The organism is Klebsiella sp. JN_Kp126 (assembly GCF_033843325.1).
In the GTDB taxonomy this organism is placed as follows: domain Bacteria; phylum Pseudomonadota; class Gammaproteobacteria; order Enterobacterales; family Enterobacteriaceae; genus Klebsiella; species Klebsiella michiganensis.
The window spans coordinates 20,242-37,780 of sequence record NZ_JAWXQV010000091.1 but is presented as its reverse complement, the minus strand read 5'-3'; the positions used below and the strand labels follow the sequence as shown (position 1 = coordinate 37,780).

Here is a 17,539-nt window from a genome sequence, read left to right as displayed (position 1 = left end):
TCTCCTCAGGCCTTTTCCGGAACGGCGTTTAGCGGCAATTGCGTCTCTGAATGCGCCTGTTGCTGGCGCATGGACAGCTCTCGCTGAATTGTCTGCATCATTTTGTCATCCAGCTTATAGAAACGCGCCAGCCACCACAGGAGCAGGTAAGATAGTGATGGACCGAGCGTTAACAGCCCAACAATTCCCATTGTCGCCAGCGGAGTCTGCGCCGTTACGCCCGCCTGATAGCCAAATAGCCCAAGCGAAAAACCTACGGCGGCACCAGCAACCGCCATGCCCATTTTCAAAGCAAACAGATTACCGGAATAAGATAATCCCGTGATGCGACGACCAAACTTCCATTCGCCATAATCGGCGGCGTTGGCCATCATGTTCCATTTAAACGGCTGGTACATCTGATGGAAGAAGCCGACCAGAAAGTATAAAGGGAACACCACCGGCAGCCAGGTCGGCGGCACAAAGAACATTACGACGCCAACCAGAACCAGCAGGAGGTTGATATTTTTAAACAGCGAGACCGCGCGATAGCGCTTGGCCAGCCATCCGGCGGCGATGCTGCCGATAATCGTGCCAACGACGCTGGTGGAAACAAATGCTGATTTCATGGCTGTTCCCGCCGCGGACTCCACGCCGCCTAACATCAGGTAGGTTGCATAATAGAGCGTGGCGGCGCTGCGCATAACCCCGGCCATACTCGAGAAAAAAGTGATTATCGCCACAATACGCCACTGGTCATTCGCCAGAAGCTGACGGAGATCTTCGCGTATGCTCCCCTGCTGTTCAATCGCTGGAGCCACGCGTTCTTTAGTAGAGAAGAAGCAGAAAGCCAGCATTACAATAGCGATCGCGCCCATGATTCCCATTGTCGCCTGAAAACCAAACTGCTTATTTTCTTTACCTAAAAAATCCACCAGAAACAGGGTTGCGACAGAAACCATCAGACCGGCCAGAGAAGAGATCGTAAAACGATATGACTGGGCTGATAGGCGATCCTTCTCATCGCGCGTGATGACTCCGCCCAGCGCGCAGTAGGGAATATTGATAAAGGTGTAACACAGCATGAGTAAGGTGTAAGTCAGGTAGGCGTAAACCAGTTTACCCGATGCGCCAAATTCCGGAGTAGTGAAGGTCATTACCGCCAGCACGGCATAAGGGACGGCAAACCAGATAAGCCACGGGCGAAAATGGCCCCAGCGGGTCTTCACACGGTCTGCAACGATGCCGGTTAGCGGATCGGTAATCGCATCCAGAACTCGCGTCACCAGGAACATCACTCCGACTGCGGCAGCGGAGAGTCCGTAAATATCCGTATAAAACCATGTCAGAAACATGGTTACCGAAGAGTAGACGATACCGCAGGCTGCATCTCCCATGCCGTATCCCAGCTTCTCCGCAAATGACAGTTTATTATCGTGATCCACAATATAATCCCTCTCAGATGAAGTGGTATTCACTCTAGAGGGAGGATAAAAACTATCCTATTGTCATTTTTCGCATCGGGTTTATGTTTTCTGTTAACTGAGAAAGTTGTCACACATCTACACGATTGGTCTTACAAGTTTTTGCTTCAACTATAAGAAAGGCTGGCGCAAGGCCAGCCTGAGGAGATGCGTGGAAAGGGGGATTACTTCGCTTTGACGGTTTCTTCGCCCACCAGGCCAATCTTCAGATAGCCCGCCTGATGCAGGGTATCCATGACCTTCATCATCGTCTCGTAGTCCACGGTTTTATCCGCGCGGAAGAAGACGGTGGTGTCTTTCTTGCCTCCGGTCAGCGCATCCAGCGAGGCGATCATGTTCTCGTCGGTAATGGGGTCATTGCCGAGGAACATGGTTTTATCCGCCTTCACCGACAGATAGATCGGCTTTTCCGGACGCGGCTGCGGCTGGCTGGAGGAAGCAGGCAGATTCACCTTCACGTCGACGGTAGCCAGCGGCGCCGCCACCATAAAGATGATTAACAGCACCAGCATGACGTCGATAAACGGCGTCACGTTGATGTCGTGCATTTCGCCGTTATCATCGAGGTTTTCGTTAAAATGCATCGCCATAAAGCATTAACCTACGCGTAGTTTCTGGGCAGTACGTACCGGCTTAACGCCGCTGGCGCTCAGGTCCAGGTCGCGGCTTTGCAACAGCAGAACCTGGGCGGCGACATCGCCAAGGGACGCTTTGTAGCTGGCGATCATGCGGGCAAAAATGTTGTAGATGACCACCGCCGGAATCGCAGCGAACAGGCCAATTGCCGTGGCCAGCAGCGCTTCCGCGATACCCGGAGCAACCACCGCCAGGTTAGTGGTCTGGGTCTGGGCAATCCCGATAAAGCTGTTCATGATGCCCCAGACGGTACCAAACAGGCCGACGAACGGGGAAATCGCGCCGATGGTCGCCAGATAACCGTTGCCGCGTCCCATGTAACGACCTACCGCCGCCACACGACGCTCCAGTCGGAAACCGGTACGCTCTTTAATGCCTTCGTTATCTTCAGAACCCGCGGAAAGCTCCAGCTCATTTTGCGCTTCGTTGATCAGCTGCGAGGTCAGGCTTTTCGCATCGAAACCGTTAGCGATATCGCTGGCCTGGTCGAGAGAGCGTGCTTCAGCAACCAGCTGCTGTTCGCGCTTGAGGCGGCGCTTGCTGGCCAGGATCTCTGCGCCTTTGCCGAAAAAGATAGCCCATGTGACTACCGACGCCAGAATCAGGCCGATCATCACTACCTTAACGACAATATCGGCATGATGATACATACCCCAAACGGAGAGATCCGCCTGCATCAAATTATTACCCACACTGTATCTCCAGGACGTAAATCACAAAATCTGCGCACAATAATATCAAAACGACATCGAATTGATAGTGGTTCTCATTAGTATTTACACTGTGCAGCAAATCACGTTTATTTTCCTTGCGCTTACGCAGTAAAAAAGTTGCTGACCCCGCGGTTAATAAAATTTTTACCTGTATCCGCCGCGCCCCGGTACATCAACGGGTATTCATGATAGTTTAGACGTCCAGACGTATAAAAACAGGTTATCTGAACATGGCTGATAAACATCTTGATACTGCGCTGGTTCACGCCGGGCGCAGCAAAAAATACACCCTGGGCTCGGTAAACAGCGTCATTCAGCGCGCCTCATCGCTGGTTTTCGACACCGTCGAAGCGAAAAAGCACGCGACGCGCAACCGCGCCAAGGGTGAGCTGTTCTACGGGCGTCGCGGGACGCTGACCCATTTCTCCCTGCAGGAAGCGATGTGCGAGCTGGAAGGCGGCGCCGGCTGCGCCCTCTTCCCCTGCGGCGCGGCGGCGGTCGCGAATACCATTCTGGCGTTCGTCGAGCAGGGCGACCATATTCTGGTGACCAACACCGCCTATGAGCCTACCCAGGATTTCTGTACCAAAATTCTCGCCAAACTCGGCGTCACCACCGGCTGGTTCGACCCGCTCATCGGCGGCGATATCGCCCGTCTGGTGCAGCCGAACACCCGCGTGGTGTTCCTCGAATCCCCCGGCTCCATCACCATGGAAGTCCATGATGTTCCGGCGATCGTCGCGGCGGTACGTCGCGTCGCTCCCGAAGCCATCATTATGATCGATAACACCTGGGCGGCGGGCGTGCTGTTCAAAGCGCTGGAGTTTGGTATCGATATCTCCATTCAGGCCGGCACCAAATATCTGATCGGCCATTCCGACGCGATGGTGGGTACCGCCGTGTCCAATGAGCGCTGCTGGGCGCAGTTGCGCGAAAACGCCTATCTGATGGGGCAAATGGTGGATGCCGATACCGCCTATATGACCAGCCGCGGCCTGCGCACCTTAGCGGTACGCCTGCGTCAGCACCATGAAAGCAGCCTGCAGATTGCCGAATGGCTGGCGCAGCATCCGCAGGTGGCGCGCGTGAATCATCCCGCCCTGCCCGGCAGCAAAGGCCATGAGTACTGGAAGCGCGACTTCACCGGCAGCAGCGGTCTGTTCTCTTTCGTGCTCAATAAACGCCTGACCGACGCCGAACTCTCCGCTTATCTGGACCACTTCAGCTTGTTCAGCATGGCCTACTCCTGGGGCGGCTTTGAATCGCTGATTTTAGCCAACCAGCCGGAACACATTGCCGCAATCCGTCCTGATGCTGAAGTTGATTTCAGCGGCACGCTAATTCGGGTACATATCGGGTTAGAAAATGTTACCGATCTGCTGGATGATTTAGCGGCGGGCTTCGCGCGTATCGTGTAAAGTGACGGTCAGTGGCAACAATAGCGGACGTTTTTTAGAAAAACGGCCGCTTTAGTTGCGCCCGGGATCAAGGTGCCCGAGCCTCTTCAGGAGTACACTAGACAAAAAACACGGTACCACTTAGGAAAGTCCATGGTTGTCATTCAAGAAATTGTCGCCGCGCTGTGGCAGCATGATTTTGCCGCGTTGGCAAACCCCCACGTTGTGGGCGTTGTATATCTGGTCATGTTCGCAACCCTGTTTCTGGAAAACGGTCTGCTGCCCGCCTCATTTTTACCGGGCGATAGCCTGCTGCTGCTCGCCGGGGCGCTGATCGCCAAAGGCGTGATGGACTTTGTACCTACGGTCGCCATTTTAACCGCCGCGGCCAGCCTCGGCTGCTGGCTGAGCTATATCCAGGGTCGCTGGCTGGGTAACACCGTTACGGTTAAGCGCTGGCTTGGGCATCTGCCGCATAAGTACCATCAGCGGGCAACCTGCATGTTTGACAAACACGGCCTGCTGGCGCTGCTGGCAGGGCGTTTCCTGGCGTTTGTTCGCACCCTGCTTCCCACCATGGCGGGCATTTCCGGGCTGCCAAACCGCCGCTTCCAGTTCTTCAACTGGCTGAGCGCGCTGCTGTGGGTTGGCGTAGTCACCGGTCTGGGCTATGCGCTGAGCATGATTCCCTTCGTTAAGCGCCATGAAGATCAGGTTATGACCTGCCTGATGATTCTGCCTATCGCGCTGCTGATCGCCGGGCTGCTCGGTACGGTTATCGTGGTGATTAAAAAGAAATACTGTAACGCCTGATCGTTTACCGGGGCGGCGCGAATTCGCCGCCCTTACATCGTTCGTCACATCCCCTGAATCGTTCTGATACGCGCCGCATCCTCCCCCGGCGTCATGCCGAAATAACGCTTAAACTCGCGGCTGAACTGCGACGCGCTTTCATACCCCACCCGCATCGCCGCCGCGCTGGCCTTCATACCATCGTGGATCATCAGCATGCGCGCTTTATGCAGGCGATAGGTTTTCAGGTACTGCAGCGGGGAAGTGCTGGTGACTGATTTAAAGTTATGGTGGAACGCCGAGACGCTCATATTCGCTTCCGCCGCCAGCTGATCGACGCTGAGGTTCTCTGTGTACTGGCTTTCAATACGCTTCAATACGCGGCTAATCAGGCTGAAGTGGGTCTGACGACTGACCAGCGCCAGCAGCGCACCCCCGCACGGCCCGGTCAGCACGTGATAGAGAATTTCGCGGATAATCTGTTTGCCAAGAATGCGCGCGTCCAGCGGGCGCTCCATGACATCCAGCAGGCGCTCCGCCGCGCACAATATCTCTTCGGACAGCACCGCAGAGTTGATCCCGCTCGACGCCATGGACGGCTGAAACTGCTCATCTTCCCCGATATCCATCAGCAGTTCTTGCAACTGAAGAATATCGACGTTCAGCCGAATCCCCGCCAGCGGGACTTCCGGAGTGGCGAAGGTTTCGCATTCAAACGGCAGCGGTACCGTCAGCAGCAGATACTCATTGGTGTCATAGCGAAAGGTGCGCTCGTTAATGTAGCCAATTTTATGCCCGGAAAAGAGAAAAACGATCCCCGGCTGATACATAACCGGCGTGCGCGTCCCCGGCTGGGTACCGTACAGCAGGCGAATATCCGGCAGCAGAGCATTAAGCATTTCTTCTTTATCTTTCAGCTGATTAACCTTATGCGTTAATAGCTGGCATATCTCAGCGCGGTTCATTTATCGTGCTTCTCCGAACGTTTTTATACCTTCGCATTGTGCGCACTTCCGGCGAATTTCTCCAGCCCCAAGGAGAAATGGGCAAGACAACGGCAGGAATGTGCATTGAGGGGAACGGCCCGCGGGAACACAATGTCCGTCATCTGGCAGAGGGATTGTCTCTGTTGGCGGTTTTATCTATTTGAGGGCACCAGCCATGAATAATTTCGACCTACATACCCCAACCCGCATTCTGTTCGGTAAAGGCGCGATTGAAAATCTGCGCGATCAAATCCCGGCGGATGCACGCGTGCTTGTCACCTACGGCGGCGGTAGCGTGAAGAAAACCGGCGTGCTTGATCAGGTTCTGAGCGCGCTGAACGGCATTGACGTTCGGGAATTTGGCGGCATCGAGCCAAACCCGTCCTACGAAACGCTGATGAACGCGGTGAAAATCGCGCGTGATGAAAAGATCACTTTCCTGTTGGCGGTGGGCGGCGGCTCCGTTCTCGACGGCACCAAATTCATCGCCGCGGCGGCCCACTATGCGGCCGATAGCGATCCGTGGGAAATCCTCGAAACCTACGGCAGCAAAGTGGCCAGCGCTATCCCGATGGGCTCCGTGCTGACGCTGCCGGCGACCGGTTCCGAATCCAATAAAGGCGCGGTGATCTCGCGTAAAACCACCGGCGACAAACGCGCGTTTATGTCCACCCACGTCCAGCCGGTGTTCGCTATTCTGGATCCGGTTTACACCTACACCCTGCCGCCGCGCCAGGTGGCTAACGGCGTCGTTGACGCATTTGTCCATACCGTTGAGCAGTACGTTACCTATCCGGTCGACGGCAAAATCCAGGACCGCTTTGCCGAAGGTATTCTGCTGACCCTGGTGGAAGACGGCCCGAAAGCGCTGAAAGAGCCGGAAAACTACGACGTTCGCGCCAATATTATGTGGGCGGCCACCCAGGCGCTGAACGGCCTGATTGGCGCAGGCGTGCCGCAGGACTGGGCGACCCATATGCTCGGCCACGAGCTGACCGCCATGCACGGTCTCGATCACGCCCAGACGCTGGCTATCGTTCTGCCGGCCCTGTGGAATGAAAAACGCGATGCTAAACGCGCCAAGCTGCTGCAGTACGGCGCCCGCGTCTGGAACATCACCGAAGGTTCCGAGGAAGAGCGCATTGACGCCGCCATCGCCGCAACGCGTGATTTCTTCGAACAGATGGGCGTCCCGACGCGCCTTTCCGCCTACGGTCTGGATGGCAGCTCCATCCCGGCGCTGCTGGCGAAACTGGAAGAGCACGGCATGACCCAGCTCGGTGAAAATCAGGATATTACGCTGGACGTCAGCCGCCGTATTTACGAGGCTGCGCGCTAATCAACGCCCTCTCCGACGCGTAAACTCGCGCAAAGGAGAGGAGTTTAACTACCGTTTTTAGCTATTTCGTCCAGACTTAATGCTACCCCTCGGCGGAATTTATTCCGCTGAGTTCATTAACAGGAGGAAGGCATGACACATCCAACCGTTATAAAACTACACGACGGCAACCTGATGCCGCAGCTGGGGCTCGGCGTGTGGAAAGCAGGCAACGAGGAAGTCGTCTCCGCCATTCATAAGGCGCTGGAAGTCGGTTATCGCTCGTTTGACACCGCCGCCGTGTACCAGAATGAAACCGGCGTCGGCAATGCGTTATGCAGCGCAGGCGTCGCCCGCAATGAGCTGTTCGTCACCACGAAACTGTGGAATGACGATCAAAAGCAGCCCAAAGAAGCGCTGCAGGAAAGCCTTAAAAAACTGAAGCTCGACTACGTCGACTTATACCTCATTCACTGGCCGGTTCCGGCAACTAACCATTACGTCGACGCCTGGAAAAGCTTAATTGAGCTGCAGCAGCAGGGGCTGGCAAAAAGCATCGGCGTCTGTAATTTCCAGGTTCATCATCTGCAAAAAATCATCGATGAAACCGGCGTCGCTCCGGTGATAAACCAGATTGAACTTCACCCGCTGATGCAGCAGCGCCAGCTTCACGCCTGGAATGCGACGCATAAGATCCAGACCGAGTCCTGGAGCCCGCTTGCGCAGGGCGGCGAAGGGGTATTCGATCAGAAAATTATTCGTCAACTGGCGGATAAATACGGTAAAACCCCGGCGCAGATCGTTATCCGCTGGCATCTCGACAGCGGCCTGGTGGTGATCCCGAAATCGGTGACGCCATCGCGCATTGCCGAGAATTTTAACGTCTGGGACTTCCGTCTTGATAAAGATGAATTGAGTGAAATCACTAAACTGGACCAGAACAAACGCCTGGGGCCAGACCCGGATCAGTTCGGCGGTTAACCTTTCCTGCTCCGTCGGCTTCCGGCGGAGCATCGCTTTGCTATCCGGCTAAAACCACGTACATTCAGGGTTTATTGCAATCAAATGGATGCGTGCTGATGAGCTGTATTTTCTGCCAAATTGTTGAGGGGAAAGCCCCCTGCCATAAGGTGTGGGAAGATGAACACCACCTCGCCTTTCTCTCTATTTTCCCTAATACCGACGGTTTTACGGTCGTGATCCCGAAGAAGCACTACCCCAGCTATGCGTTTGATATGCCGCCGCAGGCATTGGCCGATCTGGTGCTGGCGACGCAGAAGGTGGCGAAGCTTCTGGATAAAGCCTTTGATGACGTGGGCCGTACGGGGATGTTTTTTGAAGGCTATGGCGTTGACCATGTCCACAGCAAACTCAGCCCGATGCACGGCACCGGCGATATGACCCAATGGCGGCCTATCGAGTCGCGTCAGACTAAGTTTTTTGCGCAATATGAAGGCTATCTCTCTTCCCACGATCATGAGCGGGCGGATGATGAAAAGCTGGCGGCGCTGGCGGCCAGAATCAGAGAGGCATAGCCATAGAATTTGCTTTGCCGTTTGGCAAGCGGCTGACCGGGCCCGGAATTATCAGGCCCGGTCAGCGAAGCGCCAGCGGGCAATGCAGTCAAATTAACGACCGGCGACCTTACCGCGTTTTACGGGCTTCTTCGCCGTTGCCCCGCCGTTCGAGCGCTGGTGCACAATCGGCGTATGCTTGGTCAGCGCCGGACGGGTATGGCGGTTCTGGCGACGCGCTTCGCGCATTTCGTCGATCGTCGGCGCCGGTACCAGGCAATCGCGACGGCTGCCGATCAGGTGCTTTTTACCCATGGTTTCCAGCGCCTGACGGATCAGCGGCCAGTTGGCCGGATCGTGATAGCGCAGCAGCGCCTTGTGCAGGCGGCGCTGTTTGTCACCCTTCGGCACCACCACATCCTCACTCTTATAGCCAATCTTACCCAGCGGGTTCTTGCCGGTGTAATACATGGTGGTCGAGTTCGCCAGCGGCGACGGATAGAAGTTCTGCACCTGATCCAGGCGGAAACGATGCTGTTTAAGCCACAGCGCCAGATTCACCATATCTTCATCCCGCGTGCCGGGGTGGGCGGAAATAAAGTATGGGATCAGATACTGCTCTTTACCGGCCTGCTTCGAATAGGTATCAAACAGCTGCTTAAAGCGATCGTAGCTGCCCATACCCGGCTTCATCATTTTCGACAGCGGTCCCTCTTCCGTATGCTCCGGGGCAATCTTCAGATAGCCGCCAACGTGGTGGGTAGCCAGCTCTTTGATATAGCGCGGGTCTTCAACGGCGATGTCGTAACGTACGCCGGAAGCGATGAGGATCTTTTTGATGCCTTTCAGGTCACGGGCCCGGCGATAGAGATTAATCGTCGGCTCATGGTTAGTGTCCATATGCGGGCAGATATCCGGATAAACGCATGACAGGCGGCGGCAGGTCTGCTCGGCGCGCGGCGACTTGCAGCGCAGCATATACATGTTGGCCGTTGGGCCGCCAAGATCGGAAATAATGCCGGTAAAACCGGGAACCGTGTCGCGAATCGCTTCGATTTCATTAATGATCGAATCTTCGGAACGGCTCTGAATGATACGCCCCTCATGCTCGGTAATTGAGCAGAAGGAACAGCCGCCAAAACAGCCGCGCATAATGTTAATCGAGAAGCGGATCATCTCGTAGGCCGGAATGCGGGCATCGCCGTATGAGGGATGCGGAACGCGCTTATACGGCAGGGCAAACACGCTATCCATCTCTTCGGTGGAGAGCGGGATTGCGGGCGGGTTAACCCAGATATAGCGCTCGCCGTGCTTCTGCATCAGCGCGCGGGCGCAGCCGGGATTGGTTTCATGGTGCAGAATACGCGACGCGTGCGCGTAGAGAACCTTGTCGCCTTTCACCTTCTCAAAGGAAGGCAGCAGGACGTAGGTCTTCTCCCACGGCTTCGGACGCGGGGGCTGCACGGTAACGCGCTTCGCTTCCTGTTTTGGCGGTGCGACGGTTTTGTTATCCGCGCACGGCAAATCTTCACCGTACGGATGCGGAATCGGGTCGATTTTCCCCGGCGTATCCAGACGCGTGGAATCCACTCCGCTCCAGCCCGGCAGCGCCTCTTTCACCATGATGGCGGTGTTGCGTACGTCACGAATTTGCCCGATGGGCTCGCCGGCGGCCAGACGGTGCGCCACTTCCACCAGCGGACGCTCGCCGTTGCCGAACATCAGCATATCGGCTTTGGAGTCCACCAGAACCGAGCGACGCACGGTATCAGACCAGTAGTCGTAGTGCGCGGTACGGCGCAGGCTGGCTTCGATACCGCCGAGGATCACCGGGACATCTTTCCAGGCTTCTTTACAGCGCTGGGTATAGACCAGCGTGGCGCGATCCGGGCGTTTACCGGCAACGTTACCCGCCGTGTAGGCATCGTCATGACGCAGCTTGCGGTCGGCGGTGTAGCGGTTGATCATCGAATCCATGTTGCCGGCGGTGACGCCGAAGAACAGATTCGGTTTACCCAGGCGCATAAAATCGTTTTTATTATTCCAGTCCGGCTGGGAAATAATCCCCACGCGAAATCCCTGCGCTTCCAGCATGCGTCCGCAAATCGCCATGCCGAAGCTCGGGTGATCGACATAGGCATCGCCGGTAACCAGAATGATGTCGCAGCTATCCCAGCCAAGTTGATCCATCTCTTCTCGCGACATCGGCAAGAACGGCGCGGGGCCAAAGCAGGCGGCCCAGTACTGCGGCCAGGAGAAAAGGTCACGATCCGGTTGGATCAGGGATATTGCGCTCATATTGCTTCCGGGGAAATGATAAAAAAATAATCAAAAAGGGCGGCGATTATAAGCCGGAACGATGGAAGAAATGAAGGAGGTTTTTCCAATCCCGGCCGCATGGAACCGGGACAGAATAAATTACGGCGCCGGATTCACCAGAATCTGGCCAATGGAGCCCCGGTCGGCAAGCTCCAGCGTCTGGCTTAAATACTGGAACGGGAAGTGCGGCCAGGAGGGCTGATTGTAATAGACCAACAGTTCAACCTGGCCGTCGATCCAGACGGTATCCTTCCAGCCGCGATCTTCCGGGAACGGCGCGGAGCCGTTGACGTTACGCACCTGGAACATGACGCCTTCAATATGGAACGACTGCGGCCGGTCGGCGCGCACAATCCAGCGCTCCCAGGTGCCCTGCTGCGCCGTAATATCGATACGCTGCGGATCCCACAGCTGACCGTTGATCCCCGGATCGTCGCCAAGGGTGATCTCACGGCTGCGAATCGCCGCGCCGGCCAGAATTTCCGTCGGCAGCAAACGCACGGGCAGACTATCGGTCACCAGCGGCAGCAGGCCCGTCGGGCGCAATGTCAGAATCAGCGTGGAGATCAGAATGCTCGACGGCTCGAAGAAGCCGCGAATACGATCGACGATGCTTGCCGCTTCCCCGCAGGTGATCGACACTTCATCGCCGTTGGTCATATCGACCAGAATTTCTCGACGCTCTCCCGGCGCCAGCGACAGCTGCTTCAGCGAAACCGGCGCGGGCAGGAGCCCCTGGTCACCGGAAATCACGTGCAGCAATCGGCCATCGCTCATCTGCAGCTGATAGCGACGGGAGTTGGACGCATTCAGCAGGCGCAGGCGCACCCAGCCGCGCGACACCTCAACGAAAGGCCCCTGTACGCCGTTCACCAGCAGCGTATCGCCCACGAAACCACCGCTACCGGGCTCGCTGTATTCAGGCGTACCGAAGTTATCCAGACGCTTGTCCTGAATAATCACCGGAAAATCATCCACGCCGTAGTGATTGGGGATCGGCAGATTCTTACTGACATCATCTTCCACCAGCCACATGCCGGCCAGGCCGTTATAGACCTGTTTTGCCATATGGTTTGGGGTGTTGGCCTGATACCACAGGGTCGCCGCGCTTTGGCGGATTGGCAGTACCGGCGCCCAGTCGGCGTTAGCGGACATCATGCGCGCGGCGCCGCCGATCAGCGGACCGGGGACCTGCAGACCACGGATAGTCATCGCCACGTTTTCCGTCAGGCGGTTGCTGTAGATCAGCTTGACATCGTCGCCGTTCCAGACGCGAATGGTTGGCCCCATATAGCGACCGTTAATCCCCCACACCGAGGCGCGGGTACCGGGCGTAAACGACCAGTGCGCGCGCTGTAGCGTCAAGAATAGCGGCTGCCCGCGGCGGGACTCCAGCAGAGGGGGGATCGGCAGCGCAGGCTGCTGGCCAGCGGCCTGTGCCTTCAGCGGCGCGGCGCCCGCGCACAGCGCTACGCCTGAAGCCTTAATGAACTGACGCCGACTGAGTGACATATTAACTCCATGAAATACTGACTAATTAATAAGGGAATTCGTTTCCCGCCAGCAATCCGCGCGCTGTTTGCGGCGTTTCCTGTGTTATTTCTTTGCGGCCGCTTCGCGTTCGGCAACTTCTTTATCCAGCTCAGCGATTTTCGCGGACATCAGCTCGCGGCAGTGCGTGGCCAGCGCGCGAACGCCCTCTTTTCCATACTGGCTGGTATCTACCGGCGGCAGCATTTCTACAATCACCAGACCGTTATTCAGGCGATTGAGATTAATTTTATTCGATGTATTAGACACGCACACCGGAATAATGGGCACGCCAGCCGCGACAGCAGCATGAAAAGCGCCGGTTTTAAAAGGCAGCAAACCGCGGCCGCGGCTGCGGGTCCCTTCCGGAAACATCCAAAAAGAGATATTGCGCTTTTTAAATGCGTTCACGACTTCGGCAATAGTGCCATGCGCCTTTGCCCGGTTATTGCGATCGATCAGCAGGTTCCCCGTCAGCCAGTAGAGCTGGCCGAAAAAGGGGATCCACGCCAGGCTCTTTTTACCCACGGTCACGGTCGGCGGCTGCACGATATTTGATGCCGTCACCATATCATAGTTATTCTGGTGGTTAGCGATATAGATAGCGTTGCCGTAGCTTTCCGCGTCGGCTGGCTTGCGCAGCTCGACTTTCAGGCCGAAGACCGGCGACAGTTTGCCAAACAGGTGGCCGAAGGTGGCGACGTGCTTAGGGTTACGCGGGCTGAACAGACAATAAATACAGCCGAAGATGCAGACCAGAATACAATAGATGACAACGATAATTAGTCGAAAAATAAATAGCATAGCTACCTCTGAAACCCAAACCGCTTAGAATTATACTCGCTGTTTCGCAGATTGCAGGCATCGGGCATCATTGCAAAGCGCGTTGCGCATCTCGAATGACGCTGGCGGATATTGTTCATCGCAATGCCTGAATAAACAACGATTTTGCGGTAAATATTAACCTCCCCCGCCGAACCGCGGGGGAGGATGTTCCTACTCTTCGCTATCGCCCGCGGAGGCGCGACGCGGTGAATCAATCTCCACCCGGTCAATTTTCTGTAGTCCGCGCATCAGAGAGCCGCGGCGGCCGCGCTCGCCGGTGACTTTTTGCAGCTCTTCCGGGCGTAGTTTGATTTTCCGTTTGCCGACGTGAATCGTCAGCGTACTTTGCGGCGGCAGAACGAACAGGTGCGCCAGGCCATCCTGGCCCGCAGCCGCTTCCGCCGACGGAATACTGATGATCTTGTTACCTTTGCCTTTCGACAGCTGCGGCAGGTCGCTCACCGGGAACATCAGCATGCGGCCGGCTGCGGTAATGGCCAGCAGCATATCGGACTCATCCTCAATCACCAGCGGCGGCATTACGTGCGCGTTATCCGGAAGGCTAATCAACGTCTTACCGGCACGATTGCGCGCGACCAGATCGTTGAAAGTACAAATAAACCCGTATCCTGCGTCGGAAGCCAGCAGCAGTTTTTGGTCATCGGCCTCCATCAGCATATGTTCTACCGTCGCCCCCGGCGGCAGCGTCAGCTTACCGGTGAGCGGCTCGCCCTGTCCGCGTGCGGACGGCAGGGTGATCGGGTCAATCGCGTAGCTACGCCCGGTGGTGTCAATAAAGACCACCGGCTGATTGCTCTTCCCTTTCACTGCGGCTTTAAAACTGTCGCCCGCTTTATAGTTCAGCCCCGGCGCGTCGATATCGTGGCCTTTGGCGCTGCGCACCCAGCCGCTCTGCGACAGAACGATGGTGACCGGCTCGGACGGCAGCATATCGTGCTCGCTCATCGCTTTCGCTTCTTCACGCTCGCGCAGCGGCGAACGGCGATCGTCGCCAAAGGCGTCGGCGTCGGCCTGCAGCTCTTTCTTCAGCAGGTTATTCATTTTGCGTTCAGAAGCCAGAATGGCCTGCAGATGGTCGCGCTCTTTTTCCAGCTCGTTCTGCTCACCGCGAATCTTCATCTCTTCCAGCCGGGCGAGATGGCGCAGTTTTAATTCCAGAATCGCTTCCGCCTGGGTTTCGCTGATGCCAAAGCGCGACATCAGGGCCGGCTTAGGCTCATCTTCGTGACGGATAATTTCGATAACTTCATCGATATTCAGAAACGCCACCAGCAAACCTTCCAGGATATGCAGGCGCTTAAGGACTTTTTCCAGACGGTAGCTGAGACGACGGCGCACGGTATCGCGGCGGAAAGTCAGCCATTCCGAGAGGATTTCCAGCAGATTTTTTACCGCCGGACGGTTATCGAGCCCGATCATATTCAGGTTGATACGATAGCTCTTTTCCAGATCGGTCGTCGCGAACAGGTGGTTCATCACCTGCTCCATATCCACGCGGTTAGAGCGCGGGACGATCACCAGGCGAGTCGGGTTTTCGTGATCCGATTCGTCGCGCAGGTCATCCACCATCGGCAGCTTTTTGTTGCGCATCTGGGCGGCGATCTGCTCGAGCACGCGGGCGCCGGAAACCTGATGCGGCAGCGCGCTGATCACCACCGCGCCGTCTTCTTTCGCCCACACCGCGCGCATCCGCACCGAACCGCGGCCATTCTGGTAGATTTTGCGGATCTCGGCGCGGGGGGTGATGATTTCCGCTTCGGTCGGGTAATCCGGCCCCTGTACGATATCCAGCAGATCGTCCAGCGAGGTCTGCGGTTTTTCAATCAGGGTAATGGCCGCCTGAGCGACTTCACGCAGGTTGTGCGGCGGAATATCCGTCGCCATGCCGACGGCAATGCCGGTAGTGCCGTTGAGCAGAATATTAGGCAAGCGCGCAGGCAGCATCTTCGGCTCCTGCAAAGTGCCGTCGAAGTTCGGTACCCAGTCAACGGTGCCCTGCCCCAGTTCGCTCAGCAGCAGTTCAGCATACTTCGACAAACGGGATTCGGTATAACGCATCGCGGCGAAGGATTTAGGATCGTCCGGTGCCCCCCAGTTCCCCTGACCGTCAACAAGCGGATAGCGGTAAGAGAAGGGTTGCGCCATCAGCACCATGGCTTCATAGCAGGCTCTATCGCCGTGCGGATGGTATTTACCCAGCACGTCGCCGACGGTGCGGGCGGACTTTTTGAACTTGGCGCTGGCGTTGAGACCCAGCTCAGACATCGCATAGACGATGCGACGCTGGACCGGCTTCAGGCCATCGCCAATAAACGGCAGCGCCCTGTCCATGATGACGTACATGGAGTAGTTCAGGTAGGCGTTTTCCGTAAATTCATGCAGCGCAAGGCGCTCTGCCATATCGCTCATTAATCGTGAATCCTCAATCTGCGTACCGGCCGTTCGGACGGCAAAACTACCGGCGATAATACCCTATCTGACGCCCTGAGTCACAGGGCGTTAGGCTGGTTGAGGAATTCAGTGGACATCCTTCATTTCAGCGGAAGATAAACGTCCGTCTGCAGCTCATGCTCACCGACTTCATGCACGAAAGTGAGGTAGCGAAAGAAAACAGGGAAATCGCGCAGCGACTCTCCCGATGCGGGCAGCCAGTCGCGATAAAGAAACCAGATGCTCTGCGCGAGCGTGTCCAGAGAGCCGTGATGACGCACCACTGCGCAACGTCCGCCGGGGATCTCGCCATTCACCACGCCGAAGCTGTTTTCCGGCACCGGCTGGCTGACCGTACCGCCAATATCGAAACGAAAATCGTCAGCCGGCGTGGCCGCGGGGTCGTCCCAGGAGATTCCCCAGGTTGCGCAGCTGGCGACCGGGGACAGACCGCTCACCTTGCGCCAGGCGATAAACTTCGCGGCGGTCTCATTGACTAAATCAGGGTTGCCGCGATGCCGCAGCCTCGCGATCTGAGTGGTAGGTAGCTGGATTATTTTAACATCCATCGGGTGTTGCTCCTGTAGCGTATGTTTCGGCACGCGTCGATGCCATTCCAGCCAGTCCGGCTGTTGACGGAACTGGCTGGGGCTTTGCGCGAAAGCGCTGCGGAAGGCACGGCTGAACGACTCAGGATTCTGGAACCCCGCATCAAGGGCAATATCGATAATCTTTTCCTGTGGATTAAACGCCAGTCGCCAACAGGCGCGACGCAGACGTAGCCACTGGATATAGCGATAGAGCGGTACCCCGCTATAGGCGCTGAATTGCCGGTGAAAATGATACGGCGAGCTGTGGGCTATCGCACTAAGCGTCTCCAGCGACAGCGGCGTGTCCAGATGGCGTTCAATGTACAAGCACACTTGCTGAAAACGCCCGGCAAAGGCCGGGCTTACCTGAGTATCGTTCATCGCATCCTCCCGGAAACATACTCTGACAGAGCGAGGAGTGCGGTTCCTGACCGATCTTGCTTAAGATGATAAGAAAATTATGGCGTGATTTTACGAATCTGCTTTACGTCGATTTCCACTGAGTTCCAGTCTTTATCCACTTCACCCTGAATCTCTACCGTATCCTGCGGGGTCACGGTCACGCCGTTCCAGCGCTTGTGATCGATATCGACGTTCACGGTGCCGGAGCTGTCCTGGAATTTATACAGGTCGTCGGAAATACGCTCCACGATTTTACCGCGCAGGGTCACCCAGGTATCGTCACGCAGGCTTTTCGCATTCGCAACCGTCGTTACGCTCCCGTTCGGGCCAATGAACCCGCCGTTTTGCGTGGTCGTCTGGCTGGTTTGCGTCGAGCCGGGTCCGGAAAATCCGCCCTGCCCGGCGGCCAGTACCGGCATGGAAACTAAGGCGATGATAGCGGTCATTGCGGCGATTTTCTTCATGATGTGTTCTCCCTTTGTGTTTATATCGTCACTATTACACCGGGCAAAACTTAACGACTTCTTAAGCGGAAAAAATAAATTTTATTCCTGTACAGTACGCGCCGCAACGCGCTTTACTGCGGGAATATCCGAGGGACAC

The 17,539-nt window shown here is 56.4% G+C and carries 14 protein-coding genes and 1 pseudogene; 5 read left to right on the top strand and 10 right to left on the bottom strand.

Going from position 1 to position 17,539, the window contains the following annotated elements; genetic code table 11:
* Positions 1 to 5: 5 nt before the first annotated feature.
* The 3 genes from SIK97_RS24820 to exbB form a co-directional block, all read right to left on the bottom strand.
* Positions 6 to 1,424, bottom strand: a complete 1,419-nt coding sequence (locus SIK97_RS24820) for a glycoside-pentoside-hexuronide (GPH):cation symporter (protein ID WP_032692872.1) — start codon at positions 1,422 to 1,424, stop codon at positions 6 to 8.
* 203 nt (positions 1,425 to 1,627) lie between these two features.
* A complete protein-coding gene (gene exbD / locus SIK97_RS24815) occupies positions 1,628 to 2,053 on the bottom strand; it encodes a TonB system transport protein ExbD (RefSeq protein WP_057173078.1) in 426 nt (141 codons plus the stop codon).
* Between the two features lie 6 nt (positions 2,054 to 2,059).
* Positions 2,060 to 2,791 (bottom strand): tol-pal system-associated acyl-CoA thioesterase, encoded by a 732-nt coding sequence (exbB, locus tag SIK97_RS24810; RefSeq protein WP_004105812.1) that lies wholly within the window; start codon positions 2,789 to 2,791, stop codon positions 2,060 to 2,062.
* Positions 2,792 to 3,042: 251 nt separating this feature from the next.
* On the opposite strand from exbB, the gene metC reads away from it, so the two are divergent.
* Both metC and yghB read left to right on the top strand, forming a co-directional pair.
* Positions 3,043 to 4,230 (top strand): cystathionine beta-lyase, encoded by a 1,188-nt coding sequence (gene metC, locus SIK97_RS24805; RefSeq protein ID WP_049079781.1) that lies wholly within the window; start codon positions 3,043 to 3,045, stop codon positions 4,228 to 4,230.
* A gap of 132 nt (positions 4,231 to 4,362) precedes the next feature.
* Positions 4,363 to 5,022, top strand: a complete 660-nt coding sequence (gene yghB / locus SIK97_RS24800; protein WP_004125241.1) for a DedA family general envelope maintenance protein YghB — start codon at positions 4,363 to 4,365, stop codon at positions 5,020 to 5,022.
* Positions 5,023 to 5,066: 44 nt separating this feature from the next.
* On the opposite strand, the gene SIK97_RS24795 is transcribed toward yghB, so the two are convergent.
* The gene (locus SIK97_RS24795) at positions 5,067 to 5,966 is read right to left on the bottom strand and encodes an AraC family transcriptional regulator (protein WP_014226863.1); all 900 of its coding nucleotides are present in this window, start codon (positions 5,964 to 5,966) and stop codon (positions 5,067 to 5,069) included.
* 196 nt (positions 5,967 to 6,162) lie between these two features.
* On the opposite strand from SIK97_RS24795, the gene yqhD reads away from it, so the two are divergent.
* From yqhD to SIK97_RS24780, 3 genes are all read left to right on the top strand, one after another.
* A complete protein-coding gene (gene yqhD / locus SIK97_RS24790) occupies positions 6,163 to 7,326 on the top strand; it encodes an alcohol dehydrogenase (RefSeq protein ID WP_032692877.1) in 1,164 nt (387 codons plus the stop codon).
* A 132-nt stretch (positions 7,327 to 7,458) separates the two neighbouring features.
* A complete protein-coding gene (dkgA, locus tag SIK97_RS24785) occupies positions 7,459 to 8,286 on the top strand; it encodes a 2,5-didehydrogluconate reductase DkgA (RefSeq protein WP_057173077.1) in 828 nt (275 codons plus the stop codon).
* A gap of 98 nt (positions 8,287 to 8,384) precedes the next feature.
* The gene (locus tag SIK97_RS24780; RefSeq protein ID WP_025105926.1) at positions 8,385 to 8,840 is read left to right on the top strand and encodes an HIT family protein; all 456 of its coding nucleotides are present in this window, start codon (positions 8,385 to 8,387) and stop codon (positions 8,838 to 8,840) included.
* A 126-nt stretch (positions 8,841 to 8,966) separates the two neighbouring features.
* Here the strand turns inward: SIK97_RS24780 and SIK97_RS24775 are convergent.
* The 6 genes and pseudogenes from SIK97_RS24775 to SIK97_RS24750 form a co-directional block, all read right to left on the bottom strand.
* Positions 8,967 to 11,207, bottom strand: a pseudogene (locus tag SIK97_RS24775) (YgiQ family radical SAM protein); the annotation flags it as partial.
* A 30-nt stretch (positions 11,208 to 11,237) separates the two neighbouring features.
* A complete protein-coding gene (ftsP, locus tag SIK97_RS24770) occupies positions 11,238 to 12,650 on the bottom strand; it encodes a cell division protein FtsP (protein ID WP_004854230.1) in 1,413 nt (470 codons plus the stop codon).
* A gap of 84 nt (positions 12,651 to 12,734) precedes the next feature.
* Entirely contained in the window at positions 12,735 to 13,472 is a 738-nt protein-coding gene (plsC, locus tag SIK97_RS24765; RefSeq protein ID WP_004125254.1) for a 1-acylglycerol-3-phosphate O-acyltransferase, read from the bottom strand.
* A 192-nt stretch (positions 13,473 to 13,664) separates the two neighbouring features.
* The gene (gene parC / locus SIK97_RS24760; RefSeq protein ID WP_057173076.1) at positions 13,665 to 15,923 is read right to left on the bottom strand and encodes a DNA topoisomerase IV subunit A; all 2,259 of its coding nucleotides are present in this window, start codon (positions 15,921 to 15,923) and stop codon (positions 13,665 to 13,667) included.
* A 122-nt stretch (positions 15,924 to 16,045) separates the two neighbouring features.
* Positions 16,046 to 16,915 carry an AraC family transcriptional regulator gene (locus SIK97_RS24755; protein ID WP_009651841.1) on the bottom strand — a complete coding sequence of 290 codons (870 nt, stop codon included), beginning with the start codon at positions 16,913 to 16,915 and terminating at the stop codon, positions 16,046 to 16,048.
* A 77-nt stretch (positions 16,916 to 16,992) separates the two neighbouring features.
* On the bottom strand, positions 16,993 to 17,400 hold the full coding sequence (locus SIK97_RS24750; protein ID WP_014839568.1) for a YgiW/YdeI family stress tolerance OB fold protein: 408 nt from the start codon (positions 17,398 to 17,400) through the stop codon (positions 16,993 to 16,995).
* Positions 17,401 to 17,539: the final 139 nt, after the last annotated feature.

What these genes read in the sequence shown, in the direction of transcription:
- exbD (WP_057173078.1), bottom strand. Translation starts at nt 2,053, where the DNA reads ATGGCGATGCATTTTAACGAAAACCTCGATGATAACGGCGAAATGCAC.
- metC (WP_049079781.1), top strand. Translation starts at nt 3,043, where the DNA reads ATGGCTGATAAACATCTTGATACTGCGCTGGTTCACGCCGGGCGCAGC.
- yghB (WP_004125241.1), top strand. Translation starts at nt 4,363, where the DNA reads ATGGTTGTCATTCAAGAAATTGTCGCCGCGCTGTGGCAGCATGATTTT.
- SIK97_RS24795 (WP_014226863.1), bottom strand. Translation starts at nt 5,966, where the DNA reads ATGAACCGCGCTGAGATATGCCAGCTATTAACGCATAAGGTTAATCAG.
- yqhD (WP_032692877.1), top strand. Translation starts at nt 6,163, where the DNA reads ATGAATAATTTCGACCTACATACCCCAACCCGCATTCTGTTCGGTAAA.
- dkgA (WP_057173077.1), top strand. Translation starts at nt 7,459, where the DNA reads ATGACACATCCAACCGTTATAAAACTACACGACGGCAACCTGATGCCG.
- SIK97_RS24780 (WP_025105926.1), top strand. Translation starts at nt 8,385, where the DNA reads ATGAGCTGTATTTTCTGCCAAATTGTTGAGGGGAAAGCCCCCTGCCAT.
- ftsP (WP_004854230.1), bottom strand. Translation starts at nt 12,650, where the DNA reads ATGTCACTCAGTCGGCGTCAGTTCATTAAGGCTTCAGGCGTAGCGCTG.
- plsC (WP_004125254.1), bottom strand. Translation starts at nt 13,472, where the DNA reads ATGCTATTTATTTTTCGACTAATTATCGTTGTCATCTATTGTATTCTG.
- parC (WP_057173076.1), bottom strand. Translation starts at nt 15,923, where the DNA reads ATGAGCGATATGGCAGAGCGCCTTGCGCTGCATGAATTTACGGAAAAC.
- SIK97_RS24755 (WP_009651841.1), bottom strand. Translation starts at nt 16,915, where the DNA reads ATGAACGATACTCAGGTAAGCCCGGCCTTTGCCGGGCGTTTTCAGCAA.
- SIK97_RS24750 (WP_014839568.1), bottom strand. Translation starts at nt 17,400, where the DNA reads ATGAAGAAAATCGCCGCAATGACCGCTATCATCGCCTTAGTTTCCATG.